The sequence below is a fragment of the Streptomyces sp. LZ34 genome (assembly GCF_053890475.1).
Genome location: NZ_CM132680.1, coordinates 6,970,883 through 6,984,163 on the forward strand (window position 1 = coordinate 6,970,883; position 13,281 = coordinate 6,984,163).

Annotated in this window: 5 protein-coding genes and 3 rRNA genes; 3 read left to right on the plus strand and 5 right to left on the minus strand. The window is 65.8% G+C overall.

The window, feature by feature from the left end; genetic code table 11:
• The first annotated feature begins 403 nt into the window (after positions 1–403).
• The 3 genes from ACWY4P_RS28625 to rrf all read left to right on the plus strand — a co-directional run bounded on the left by ACWY4P_RS28625 (position 404) and on the right by rrf (position 5,538).
• A 16S ribosomal RNA gene (locus ACWY4P_RS28625) occupies positions 404–1,931 on the plus strand.
• 289 nt (positions 1,932–2,220) lie between these two features.
• Positions 2,221–5,341 (plus strand): 23S ribosomal RNA (locus tag ACWY4P_RS28630).
• 80 nt (positions 5,342–5,421) lie between these two features.
• A 5S ribosomal RNA gene (gene rrf / locus ACWY4P_RS28635) occupies positions 5,422–5,538 on the plus strand.
• The 16S, 23S and 5S rRNA genes sit together here, the layout of an rRNA operon.
• 132 nt (positions 5,539–5,670) lie before the next feature.
• Here rrf and ACWY4P_RS28640 read toward each other — a convergent pair.
• The 5 genes from ACWY4P_RS28640 to ACWY4P_RS28660 are packed head-to-tail and all read right to left on the minus strand — an operon-like array spanning position 5,671 to position 13,119.
• Positions 5,671–7,860: a hypothetical protein gene (locus ACWY4P_RS28640; protein WP_456203209.1), complete on the minus strand. Its 2,190-nt coding sequence runs from the start codon at positions 7,858–7,860 to the stop codon at positions 5,671–5,673.
• A gap of 1 nt (position 7,861) precedes the next feature.
• Positions 7,862–9,301 carry an ATP-binding protein gene (locus ACWY4P_RS28645; RefSeq protein ID WP_456203210.1) on the minus strand — a complete coding sequence of 480 codons (1,440 nt, stop codon included), beginning with the start codon at positions 9,299–9,301 and terminating at the stop codon, positions 7,862–7,864.
• Between the two features lie 44 nt (positions 9,302–9,345).
• Positions 9,346–10,896 (minus strand): SCO6880 family protein, encoded by a 1,551-nt coding sequence (locus ACWY4P_RS28650; protein ID WP_456213086.1) that lies wholly within the window; start codon positions 10,894–10,896, stop codon positions 9,346–9,348.
• Between the two features lie 2 nt (positions 10,897–10,898).
• A complete protein-coding gene (locus ACWY4P_RS28655) occupies positions 10,899–12,236 on the minus strand; it encodes a hypothetical protein (protein ID WP_456203211.1) in 1,338 nt (445 codons plus the stop codon).
• Positions 12,226–13,119 carry a hypothetical protein gene (locus ACWY4P_RS28660; RefSeq protein WP_456203212.1) on the minus strand — a complete coding sequence of 298 codons (894 nt, stop codon included), beginning with the start codon at positions 13,117–13,119 and terminating at the stop codon, positions 12,226–12,228. The genes ACWY4P_RS28655 and ACWY4P_RS28660 overlap by 11 nt, the downstream gene beginning before the upstream one ends.
• Positions 13,120–13,281: the final 162 nt, after the last annotated feature.

Genomic DNA, 13,281 nt, shown 5'->3' on the forward strand with positions numbered 1-13,281 from the left:
GGCCCAGAAGCTCGATTATGAGCCTCGGAGGAAATCCGCTAACGTAGTGAGCACGCCGGAAGGCGCGAAAGACCCCGCTCCAACAGGGGGCCGGAAACGGAATTCGGACCGGGAACGGAACGGAAAACGGATCTGGTAAGGTTGGAAACACCGAAGGGAAGCGCCCGGAGAGACCGGTGAAACGGTTTCAAAGGAAGCGTCCGTTCCTTGAGAACTCAACAGCGTGCCAAAAGTCAACGCCAGATATGTTGATACCCCGTACGATCGGCCGGTTCAATCCGGATCGGTTTGGTCGGACGAGGTTCCTTTGAAGAAAAACACACAGCGAGGACGCTGTGAGCGGGCTGGATTATTCCTCCGGCCTGCTCCGCTCTCGTGGTGTTGCCGGGATAGCCCGGAAGCATTCACGGAGAGTTTGATCCTGGCTCAGGACGAACGCTGGCGGCGTGCTTAACACATGCAAGTCGAACGATGAACCGGCTTCGGCTGGGGATTAGTGGCGAACGGGTGAGTAACACGTGGGCAATCTGCCCTGCACTCTGGGACAAGCCCTGGAAACGGGGTCTAATACCGGATATTACCTGGTGAGGCATCTTACTGGGTGGAAAGCTCCGGCGGTGCAGGATGAGCCCGCGGCCTATCAGCTTGTTGGTGGGGTGATGGCCTACCAAGGCGACGACGGGTAGCCGGCCTGAGAGGGCGACCGGCCACACTGGGACTGAGACACGGCCCAGACTCCTACGGGAGGCAGCAGTGGGGAATATTGCACAATGGGCGAAAGCCTGATGCAGCGACGCCGCGTGAGGGATGACGGCCTTCGGGTTGTAAACCTCTTTCAGCAGGGAAGAAGCGAAAGTGACGGTACCTGCAGAAGAAGCGCCGGCTAACTACGTGCCAGCAGCCGCGGTAATACGTAGGGCGCAAGCGTTGTCCGGAATTATTGGGCGTAAAGAGCTCGTAGGCGGCTTGTCACGTCGGATGTGAAAGCCCGGGGCTTAACCCCGGGTCTGCATTCGATACGGGCAGGCTAGAGTTCGGTAGGGGAGATCGGAATTCCTGGTGTAGCGGTGAAATGCGCAGATATCAGGAGGAACACCGGTGGCGAAGGCGGATCTCTGGGCCGATACTGACGCTGAGGAGCGAAAGCGTGGGGAGCGAACAGGATTAGATACCCTGGTAGTCCACGCCGTAAACGTTGGGAACTAGGTGTGGGCGACATTCCACGTTGTCCGCGCCGCAGCTAACGCATTAAGTTCCCCGCCTGGGGAGTACGGCCGCAAGGCTAAAACTCAAAGGAATTGACGGGGGCCCGCACAAGCGGCGGAGCATGTGGCTTAATTCGACGCAACGCGAAGAACCTTACCAAGGCTTGACATACGCCGGAAACATCCAGAGATGGGTGCCCCCTTGTGGTCGGTGTACAGGTGGTGCATGGCTGTCGTCAGCTCGTGTCGTGAGATGTTGGGTTAAGTCCCGCAACGAGCGCAACCCTTGTTCTGTGTTGCCAGCATGCCCTTCGGGGTGATGGGGACTCACAGGAGACTGCCGGGGTCAACTCGGAGGAAGGTGGGGACGACGTCAAGTCATCATGCCCCTTATGTCTTGGGCTGCACACGTGCTACAATGGCCGGTACAATGAGCTGCGATACCGTGAGGTGGAGCGAATCTCAAAAAGCCGGTCTCAGTTCGGATTGGGGTCTGCAACTCGACCCCATGAAGTCGGAGTCGCTAGTAATCGCAGATCAGCATTGCTGCGGTGAATACGTTCCCGGGCCTTGTACACACCGCCCGTCACGTCACGAAAGTCGGTAACACCCGAAGCCGGTGGCCCAACCCCTTGTGGGAGGGAGTCGTCGAAGGTGGGACTGGCGATTGGGACGAAGTCGTAACAAGGTAGCCGTACCGGAAGGTGCGGCTGGATCACCTCCTTTCTAAGGAGCACATAGCCGACTGCGAGCGCATGACTCGCACGGTTGCTCATGGGTGGAACGTTGACTACTCGGCACAGTCAGGTGTGAAAGCCTCTAGTACTGCTCCTTCGGGGGCGTGGAACAGGGTTTTGATCATCGGGTTGTGTCGGGCACGCTGTTGGGTGTCTGAGGGCACGGGCGAGAGCCTGCTTCCTCATTGACGCCGGTCCCGGTGAACTGCCCTGATTGTGGGTGGGTGACGGGTGGCTGGTCGTTGCTTGAGAACTGCACAGTGGACGCGAGCATCTGTGGCCAAGTTTTTAAGGGCGCACGGTGGATGCCTTGGCACCAGGAACCGATGAAGGACGTGGGAGGCCGCGATAGGCCCCGGGGAGCTGTCAACCGAGCTTTGATCCGGGGGTGTCCGAATGGGGAAACCCGGCAGTCGTCATGGGCTGTCACCCATACCTGAACACATAGGGTATGTGGAGGGAACGCGGGGAAGTGAAACATCTCAGTACCCGCAGGAAGAGAAAACAACCGTGATTCCGGGAGTAGTGGCGAGCGAAACCGGATGAGGCTAAACCGTATGTGTGTGATACCCGGCAGGGGTTGCGCATACGGGGTTGTGGGAGTGTGCTTGATCAGTCTGCCGGCTGGTCGGAGAGTCAGAAACCGTTGTGATAGGCGAAGGGCATGCGAAAGGCCCGGCGTAGAGGGTAAGACCCCCGTAGCTGAAATCATGACGGCTCTCTTGTGTATTTCCCAAGTAGCACGGGGCCCGAGAAATCCCGTGTGAATCTGGCGGGACCACCCGCTAAGCCTAAATATTCCCTGGTGACCGATAGCGGATAGTACCGTGAGGGAATGGTGAAAAGTACCGCGGGAGCGGAGTGAAATAGTACCTGAAACCGTGTGCCTACAAGCCGTGGGAGCGTCGCGCAAGGACTTTGTTCTTGCGTCGTGACTGCGTGCCTTTTGAAGAATGAGCCTGCGAGTTTGCGGTGTGTTGCGAGGTTAACCCGTGTGGGGTAGCCGTAGCGAAAGCGAGTCCGAATAGGGCGGTTGAGTAGCGCGCCCAAGACCCGAAGCGGAGTGATCTAGCCATGGGCAGGTTGAAGCGGAGGTAAGACTTCGTGGAGGACCGAACCCACCAGGGTTGAAAACCTGGGGGATGACCTGTGGTTAGGGGTGAAAGGCCAATCAAACTCCGTGATAGCTGGTTCTCCCCGAAATGCATTTAGGTGCAGCGTCGTGTGTTTCTTGCCGGAGGTAGAGCACTGGATAGGCGATGGGCCCTACCGGGTTACTGACCTTAGCCAAACTCCGAATGCCGGTAAGTGAGAGCGCGGCAGTGAGACTGTGGGGGATAAGCTCCATGGTCGAGAGGGAAACAGCCCAGAGCATCGACTAAGGCCCCTAAGCGTGCGCTAAGTGGGAAAGGATGTGGAGTCGCAGAGACAACCAGGAGGTTGGCTTAGAAGCAGCCATCCTTGAAAGAGTGCGTAATAGCTCACTGGTCAAGTGATTCCGCGCCGACAATGTAGCGGGGCTCAAGCGTACCGCCGAAGTCGTGTCATTGCAGCATAAGGCCTAACGGCTGTTGTGATGGGTAGGGGAGCGTCGTGTGCCGGGTGAAGCAGCCGCGGAAGCGAGTTGTGGACGGTTCACGAGTGAGAATGCAGGCATGAGTAGCGATTCACACGTGGGAAACGTGTGCGCCGATTGACTAAGGGTTCCTGGGTCAAGCTGATCTGCCCAGGGTAAGTCGGGACCTAAGGCGAGGCCGACAGGCGTAGTCGATGGACAACCGGTTGATATTCCGGTACCCGCTTTGAAGCGCCAGCGCTGAACCAGGCGATGCTAAGTCCGTGAAGCCGCCCTGGATCCTTCGGGTGAAGGGGAGTGGTGGAGCCGACGGACCAGACCTGTATTAGGTGAGTGATGGGGTGACGCAGGAAGGTAGTCCAGCCCGGGCGGTGGTTGTCCCGGGGTAAGGGTGTAGCCCGAGGGGTAGGTAAATCCGTCCCTCATAAGGGGTGAGACCTGATGCCGAGCCGATTGTGGTGAAGTGGATGATCCTATGCTGTCGAGAAAAGCCTCTAGCGAGTTTCATGGCGGCCCGTACCCTAAACCGACTCAGGTGGTCAGGTAGAGAATACCGAGGCGTTCGGGTGAACTATGGTTAAGGAACTCGGCAAAATGCCCCCGTAACTTCGGGAGAAGGGGGGCCATTGCTGGTGATGAGCTTTGCGCTCGGAGCTGGTGGTGGCCGCAGAGACCAGCGAGAAGCGACTGTTTACTAAAAACACAGGTCCGTGCGAAGCCGTAAGGCGATGTATACGGACTGACGCCTGCCCGGTGCTGGAACGTTAAGGGGACCGGTTAGTCACATTTCGGTGTGGCGAAGCTGAGAACTTAAGCGCCAGTAAACGGCGGTGGTAACTATAACCATCCTAAGGTAGCGAAATTCCTTGTCGGGTAAGTTCCGACCTGCACGAATGGCGTAACGACTTCTCGACTGTCTCAACCATAGGCCCGGTGAAATTGCATTACGAGTAAAGATGCTCGTTTCGCGCAGCAGGACGGAAAGACCCCGGGACCTTTACTATAGCTTGATATTGGTGTTCGGTTCGGCTTGTGTAGGATAGGTGGGAGACTGTGAAGCTGTGACGCCAGTCATGGTGGAGTCATTGTTGAAATACCACTCTGGTCGTGCTGGATGTCTAACCTGGGTCCGTGATCCGGATCAGGGACAGTGTCTGGTGGGTAGTTTAACTGGGGCGGTTGCCTCCTAAAGAGTAACGGAGGCGCCCAAAGGTTCCCTCAGCCTGGTTGGCAATCAGGTGTTGAGTGTAAGTGCACAAGGGAGCTTGACTGTGAGACCGACGGGTCGAGCAGGGACGAAAGTCGGGACTAGTGATCCGGCGGTGGCTTGTGGAAGCGCCGTCGCTCAACGGATAAAAGGTACCCCGGGGATAACAGGCTGATCTTCCCCAAGAGTCCATATCGACGGGATGGTTTGGCACCTCGATGTCGGCTCGTCGCATCCTGGGGCTGGAGTCGGTCCCAAGGGTTGGGCTGTTCGCCCATTAAAGCGGTACGCGAGCTGGGTTTAGAACGTCGTGAGACAGTTCGGTCCCTATCCGCTGTGCGCGTAGGAGTCTTGAGAAGGGCTGTCCCTAGTACGAGAGGACCGGGACGGACGAACCTCTGGTGTGCCAGTTGTCCTGCCAAGGGCATGGCTGGTTGGCTACGTTCGGGAGGGATAACCGCTGAAAGCATCTAAGCGGGAAGCCTGCTTCGAGATGAGGGCTCCCACCCACTTGATGGGGTAAGGCTCCCAGTAGACGACTGGGTTGATAGGCCAGATATGGAAGCCGGGTGACCGGTGGAGTTGACTGGTACTAATAGGCCGAGGGCTTGTCCTCAGTTGCTCGCGTCCACTGTGTTGTTCTGAAGTAACGACCATTGAGCCCTGCGAGGGTTCTGGTTGTTTTCTTCATAGTGTTTCGGTGGTTATTGCGTTAGGGAAACGCCCGGTTACATTCCGAACCCGGAAGCTAAGCCTTTCAGCGCCGATGGTACTGCAGGGGGGACCCTGTGGGAGAGTAGGACACCGCCGAACAATTTTTAGCCTCGGTCCCGAGTATCGAAAGATACTCGGGACCGAGGCATTTTTGCGTTGAGGACCGTGTTGGGGACCGTGTTGAGGACCGTCCTGCCAGGCGGAACCAGCCGCGGTGCACGGGAGGATCCCTCAGCCGACCAGGGTGCGGTGCGGCCACCGTGCGCGGGCCTGCTCCTGGGAGCGCATCAGGGCCAGTGTGGGCAGGCCCTGCGACGCGCCCTGGGCCAGCAGGTCCGGCAGCTGGGGCAGCGGTGCCACGGCCGCGACGTCGTCCAGGACGAGGGTGAGTGGTGGGTCGAGCCGACCGGAGGATGACCGTTCGGCCATGCGCCGGCCGTGCTCGACCACGTGCGAGGCGAGTGCGGTCAACAAGGGCATCGCACCCGGATGGGTCCGCGGGTCCTCAATGGACTCGCCCATCACATACAGCGTTCCCCCTTCGCCGATGAATGACTCCAACGCGAGGGTGTCGGAACGGCCGGGGTTGCAGGCGTCCCTGATGTGGATCGAGGACAGCGCGGCGAGGGCACGGGCCGTCAGTTCCTGGGCCATGTCCCGGCGTTCGGGGTGAGCGGTGAGCATGGCCTCCAGCTCGCCCGCGGCGCCGCCGGCCGCCTTCGCGTGGGTCCGCAGGATCCGTACTGGCTCGTGTGCCGAGTTCCCCTGCGCCCAGCGGTGCACGTGGCGGAACGGGCGGCCGTCCACGGCGGCCGCGTGCAGCCAGCAGCGGAGCATGGTCTCCGCGGCCTCCGCCATGGGCCGGTCCACGGCGTGGAGGGGGCGTACGGGGGCGAGGAGCGCCGTGGCCCGGGCGGCCGCGGCATCGCGGGACTCACAGCCCGCCGCTGGGTTCCAGCGCAGCCGGGCCGGGGTGTCGAGGAGGTGGGACGGGTCGAAGACATGGGTGGGGCCGAACTTCGCGCGCGCGTCCTTGGTCGTCGTCCACAGCGCGGCGTCACTGGTGACGACCAGGACCGGGCCGACGGCCTCCAGAACGGCCTGGGACGCGGCGTCGCCGCGCTGCGTGCCGTAGAGGACGCGGGAGTGCGTCACCTCGGCGCCGGGGAACCCCGGCCCGCCGCGAGGGGTGGGCACCGGCTGAGCCGCAGCCGCCGAGCGCTCGGCGGGAGGCCCCACGCCCGCGCCAGCCGTGTTGGCCGCGCCGTCGGGACCGCCCGCGCCGCCCCATGCGCCCGCCCGCTGCTCGGCGATGTGGTGGGGCGCCGCGGTGCCGGCGTCGCCGTTCCAGGGCCCGTACGGGGCTGTGGGGGCGCCGGGCTGCCCGGTGGCGGCCGTTGCCCGGTCGGCCTGCCGTGCGGTGGGGCCGGGGCCGGGACCGCCGGTTGTCCGGTCGTCGGTGCCCGCCGTGTCGCTGTCGATGCCTCGCTGTGTCCCCTGAGCCGTACCGGCGCCATGGCCCGGGACGCCGGCGGGTGTGGCGTTCCACCCCGGCGGGGCGCCCGCTGAGGAACCCGCTTCGGGGTTCGGGGCGCTGTGGTCGTATGCCGCGGCGCCGTTGGGCCATGCGCCCGGCGAGCCCGGCCGGCCGTGCGGCGGTGGGCCCGACGCCGCTCCGAGGGCGGTGGCGTCCTGCCCCGGACCTCCCGGCCCTCCCGGCGTTCCCAGTCCTCCCGGCCTGTCGGCGGCGTGCACGGGGCTGTTCTCGGGCCCGTACGGGTGTCCCGCGGCGGCGCCCGCCCCGGGAACGTACCCGTGTCCTTCCTCAGCCCGGCGCCAGTCCGTGTCAGAGGCCCGTCCAGAACCTCGACCCGTGCCATGCCCCCCGCCCCGCCCCGGGCGGGCGGCGGGCGGGCCGGGCGCGTCGTACTGGGCGGTCCGCCACTTCGCCGCGGCGGCCTCCTGCCGGGCCGCGCGGCGCCTGGCGCGTACGGCGCGATAGCGGGTGAGCGTGCCGATGACGAATACCGTCAGCACGATCAGCACCATCAGCTCGCTGATGAACAGGCCCCAGAACAACCCGTATCCCGACAGCTGCTCCTTCGGCGTGTCGGGCCATGCCGCGCCGAGGTCGTGGGGCTGTTGGGCCAGTGCGCGCATCGCCAGGGGCGTACGGAGGAAGCGCACGCCGTCCGGCCAGGCGCCGTGGGCGAAGAGCCCGGCCAGCCCGGTCGCGGTCCACACCAGCCCGGTCAGCCCCAGGAGGAAGACGATGGAGCCGAGCAGCAGCCCGTCCGGGATGCCGCCCTGCGCGGCCGGGGGTCTGCCCGGCTCTCCGGGACCGCCATGGCCGTCGTGGCCACCGTAGTCCCCGTGGCCGTCGTAGTCCCCGCGGCCATGGTGGGCCCGCCCCGCCGCCATGTCAGGCCACCGTCGACCCGTACGAGGGCCCGTCGTACGCGCCCGCCTCGGCGGCCTCCTCGGCCATCCGCCGCTCCACCGCCGCGGCCGCCCGCTCCTCGGCCTCCGCTTCGGCTTCGGCCGCCAGCTGGACGGCCAGCGCATCCTCCGTCATGGCCCGGTCGGTGTAGACCAGCGGCCGCTCGGCCTCGGTGATCAGGTGCTTGACGACCTGGACATTGCCGTTGACGTCCCAGACCGCGATGCCGGGCGACAGGGTCGGGATGATCTCGACCGCCCAGCGCGGCAGGCCCAGCACCCGTCCCGTGGCCCGTGCCTCGTCGGCCTTCTGGGCATAGATGGTCCGGGTCGACGCCATCTTGAGTATCGCCGCGGCCTCCCGGGCCGCCGCGCCGTCGACCACGTCGGACAGGTGGTGGACGACGGCGACGAAGGACAGGCCGAGGCGGCGCCCGAACTTCAGCAGCCGCTGGAAGAGCTGCGCGACGAAGGGCGAGTTGATGATGTGCCAGGCCTCTTCGACCAGGAAGATGCGCTTCTTGCGGTCCGGCCGGATCCAGGTGTGCTCCAGCCACACGCCGACGATCGCCATGAGGATCGGCATGGCGATCGAATTGCGGTCGATGTGGGACAGGTCGAAGACGATGAGGGGCGCGCTCAGGTCGATGCCCGCCGTCGTCGGACCGTCGAACATGCCGCGCAGATCGCCGTCGACGAGCCGGTCGAGCACCAGGGCGACGTCCAGGCCCCAGGCCCGTACGTCGTCTATGTCGACGTTCATGGCCTCCGCCGAGTCCGCCTCGGGGTGGCGCAGCTGGTCGACGATGTCGGTCAGCACCGGCTGGCGGTCGACGATGGTCTGGTTGACGTAGGCGTGGGCGACCTTGAGGGCGAATCCGGAGCGCTCGTCGAGGCCGTGGCCCATCGCGACCTCGATGATCGTACGGAGCAGGGCGAGCTGCCCCGTCGTGGTGATCGCGGGGTCCAGGGGGTTGAGGCGGATGCCGCCGTCCAGGGCGGCCATCGGGTCGAGCCGGATGGGGGTGATGCCCAGCTCCTGGGCGATCAAGGCCCACTCGCCGACGCCGTCCTCGCCCTGGGCGTCGAGCACCACGACCTGGCGGTCGCGGAACCGCAGCTGCCGCAGGACGTAGGTCTTCTCCAGGGCCGACTTGCCGTTTCCGGACTCGCCGAGCACCAGCCAGTGCGGGGCGGGCAGCTGCTGTCCGTACAGCTGGAACGGGTCGTAGATGTACCCCTTGCCGGAGTACACCTCCCGCCCGATGATCACGCCCGAGTCGCCCAGGCCCGGTGCGGCGGTGGGCAGATAGACGGCCTGCGCCTGCCCCGTGGACGTACGGACCGGCATCCGGGTCGTCTCCACCTTCCCGAACAGGAAGCTGGTGAACGTCTCGGTGATGGCGCCAATCGGATCGGCCACGGCAGAGCCCCTATCGTCCCAGTCGTCTCTATCGCTCTATCGCTCTATCGCCGGATGCCGGTCGCGAACGGCAGTGTGTTCACAAAGGCCCGGTGGTGCTCGCGGTCGCACCACTCGAGCTTGAGATAGCTCTTGCCCGCCGAGGCCCTGATGGTCCGTTTGTCGCGGGCCAGCGCCTCGGGGGAGCGGGAGGAGACGGTGATGTAGCCGACGAGGTTGACGCCCGCGGCGCCGCTCGCCAGGTCCTCGCCGCGCTGGTCGAGCCGTCCGTGCGCGGCGATGTCGCGCGGGTCGACGGTGCGGTTCATCTTGGCGGCGCGGCTGGCCTCCGCCTCGTCGTTGGTCTTCTCCGTCAGCATCCGCTCGATCGCGATCTCGGTCGGCTCCAGGTCCATGCAGACGGCGACCGTACGGATGACATCGGGGGTGTGGACCAGGAGCGGGGCGAGGAAGTTGACCCCGACGGGGGTCATCGGCCACTCCTTCACCCAGGCGGTGGCGTGGCACCAGGGCTCGCGGGTGCTCGACTCGCGGGTCTTGGCCTGTAGGAAGGTGGGCTCCATCGCGTCCAGCTCGGCCGGCCAGGCGTTCCGCTGGGTCATGGCCTGGATGTGGTCGATGGGGTGGTCCGGGTCGTACATGGAGTGGATGAGCGAGGCCAGCCGGCCCTGGCCGAGCGGCTGGCGTACCCGGATGTCGGCCTCGGCGAGCCGGGCGCAGATGTCGGTCAGCTCGCGCGCCATGACCACGGCCAGGCCCGCGTCCTTGTCGAGCCTGCGGCCGCCGGCGCTGTGGCGGGTGGCGCGCGCGATGGCCTGGGCCTCGGCCGCCAGATCACGGGTGTAGTGCATGCAGGCGACCAGGTAGGCGCGGTGCTGCTCGGAGGAGGTGGAGACCATCGACTGCAACTGGTCGTAGGAGTCCTTGAGCCAGATGGGGGCGTCTGCGTCGCCGCGCCGCTCCACGTCCTTGGCGTGTGCGTCGGGGTCGGCGGGGAGGGTGCGGGCCAGCATCTGCAGGCGGGTCACAAAGCCGTCGCCGTTGGCCACGTGCTTGAGCAGGGTGCCGAACCGATCGACCAGCGCCTCCTGGTCCTCGCTGTCCCGCAGCCCGACGCCCGGGCCCTCGATCTCGATGGCGGCGGTGACGGTGCGGCGGTCGGCGTGCAGGAGCACCGCGATCTCGTCCGGGCCGAACGGGGCCGCCAGCCAGTTGATCCTGCCGATGCCGGGCGGCGGGCCGACCTCGACCTCACGGCCGTCGAGGCGGGTGCCGGCCTCGGCGGTGGTGGAGCGGTAGGCGGCGCCGTTGCGCACGATGCGCTTGTAGGAGCGGTTGATTTCGAACCACCTGTAGAAGGTGCGGCCGTTGTACGGGACGTAGACGGCGGCCAGCGCGAGGGTCGGGAAGCCCACCAGGGTGACGATGCGCAGCATCAGCACCGGGACCAGCAGCCCGCACATCATGCCGAGGAACGCGCCCCCGATGATCAACGCGATCTCGCCGGTCTCGCGGTTCTTGCCGACGATCGCGCTGGGGCGGGCGCGCCCGATCAGATATGTGCGGCGAGGCGCGATGTGAGACGGGGCCTCGATCGTCACCGCCGGTCACCTCCGGGGTTGTTGCTGGAACCACGGTTCTGCGCGCGGGCCGCGGAGGCGGCCCCGCCGCCTCCGCCACCGGCGCTGCTGGGGCGTGCGGCGCCGCCCCCGCCTCCGCCGCCTTGACCGCCCCCGCCTCCGCCGCGGGAGCCGTGCGCGGCGACGCCGCCGGAGACCGGGTTGGCGGGCTTTGCCTGCGTGGGGCCGGACGCGCCGCCCCCGCCTCCGCCGTCGCCTCCGCGGGCGCTGTGGGTGTTGATGCCCTGCTTCACCAGGGCGGCCGGAGAGCTGATGATGGCGGCGGCCTGGCGGGACGCCGGGTCCGCGCTGGCGCTGCGGGCCTTGACGATCTCATCGCCGAAGCCGGGCACGAAGCGGTAGATCATCGCGCTCGCGAAGATGGCGAGGATGATGATCGCGAGGCCGGAGACAACGGCCGAGAAGGCGTCAGGTCCCTTGTCGGACGCGGACAGCGCCCCGGCCAGGGCGAGCACTATGACGACCACCGGCTTGACGAGAATCACCGCGATCATGATCCCCGCCCAGCGGCGTACATGCCCCCACATGTTCTTGTCGACCAGGCCCGAGTAGACGGCGGTGCCCAGCAGCGCGCCGACGTAGAGGAGGGCGGCGCGGATGACGAGCTCGAGGCAGAGCACGCCGGCGGCGAGGATGGTCACCAGCGACACGACGATGAGCATGATCGGCCCGCCGCCGATGTCCTCGTCCCTCTTCAGGGCCTGGGCGAACGAACCGAAGAAGGCGTCGTTGTCCGCGCCGGTGCCCGAGGCGATGGCCTTGGTGACGGCGTCGGTCGCCGTGACGACCGTATAGAGGATGAGCGGCGTGAAGGCGGAGGCCAGGACCGTCAGCCACAGGAAACCTATGGCCTCGGACAGCGCCTCGCCGAGCGGAACCCCGCGGATGGCGCGCTTGGCGACGGCGAGCAGCCAGAGGATGAGGGTGAGGACGGTCGAGGCGGCGAAGACGACGGCGTACTGGCGGAGGAAGGCCTCGTTGGTGAAGTCGACGGTCGCGGTCTCTTTGACGAGGTCGGAGAGTTTGCCGACGAGCCAGGAGGCGGCGTTGGCGCAGCCGCGGGCGAGGGAGGCGGCGGGGTCGAGGGGGGAGGTGGGGTCGGAAGTGCCGCCCCCGTCACTGTTGCCGTCACACAGATCGCTGTACTGGCCGTCAAGTCCGCAGTCGTCACTGCCGGAGGGGGTTGGGGTGGGCGACGGGGCGGCGGCAGCGTGACTCGCGAGAAGGACGACTGCGGCTTGGATGACTGCCGCTGCGGAACTGATCAAGAGGGCGCGACGGCGGTTAGCGGGCATATGTGAACCCTCCGAAACCTTTTACAGCGTTCGCCATGTCCTCGGCGGAGGCGGCGGCTTGGTCGCGGCCGACAGGTGCCGGGCCGTCCTTCTGGGTGTACTTGGTTACCTTCCAGTCACCCTTGATCCATTGCAGTTCGAACGTGTCCGTGTACCAGCCCTCGGAGACAGGTTTGGTCGACCCTTCACCTGCGATGCCGAAGAGGAGGGATTGCCATACCGCGATTTGGGCCGTGTCGCCCTTGAATTTCTCCACCTTGGTGCCCACCGGGTTGGCACGGGATACGAATGTCATGCCGTCCGGAGGGTTGCCGTTGGAATCAAGGCCTGCGCTCGGCAAGATCTTGGTACCCGAGAAGGCCTTGTCGAGGCGCTTCAGTCGGGCGGTCGCGGCGTCCGGGGCATAGATCGCGCTCACGATCTGCCGCCGACTGGCGGTCTTGAACATGTCGGCCGACCCCAGCGCCACCGCGTAATTCGCCGCCGCACTCTGCGCCCCCTGCTCCGTCTTGGCGAACCCCGACGCGATCCCCGTCGCGTCGTTCTTCCCCTCCACGGGCCGCTCCCCCGTCGGGGCTGTCGCCCGGCTGTGCGTGCTGGTGCCGGAGTCGTTGTTGGTGTCGCCGTCGGAGGAGCTCTTTCCGCCGCCGCGGTTGGCGAAGGCGATGGCCGCGATGAGGAGCACGACGACGCCCACCACGGTGACCAGGTTCCGGCTGGGCTTGCCGGGGCGGGTGGCGCCTCGGCGGGGTGGGGCGAAGGGGTCGTCGTCGCCTTCGGGGAGGCGGGTGCGCGTCAGGTGGCCTCTGGAGGACGCGCCGCCCGTACGGATCGGGTCCTGGCCGTAGTCGCCGCCGTATCCGTCATCGCCGCCCAGACTCATCGCACGTACGCCCCTTCAAACGTGTCAACCGAGACAGCCTCGCCCCTATACGACGGTAGCGGCGCGGACTGACTCTGGAGCGCGACGGTGTGAGTGGACATCAAGCTGACACGACCTCAAGGGGCGAAGCGGGCATCAGGAAGCAGCCTCGGTGGGGGAGGG

Excerpts from the sequence above, each read along its gene's own strand:
- ACWY4P_RS28640 (WP_456203209.1), bottom strand. The coding sequence starts at position 7,860 with ATGGCGGCGGGGCGGGCCCACCATGGCCGCGGGGACTACGACGGCCAC.
- ACWY4P_RS28655 (WP_456203211.1), bottom strand. The coding sequence starts at position 12,236 with ATGCCCGCTAACCGCCGTCGCGCCCTCTTGATCAGTTCCGCAGCGGCA.
- ACWY4P_RS28660 (WP_456203212.1), bottom strand. The coding sequence starts at position 13,119 with ATGAGTCTGGGCGGCGATGACGGATACGGCGGCGACTACGGCCAGGAC.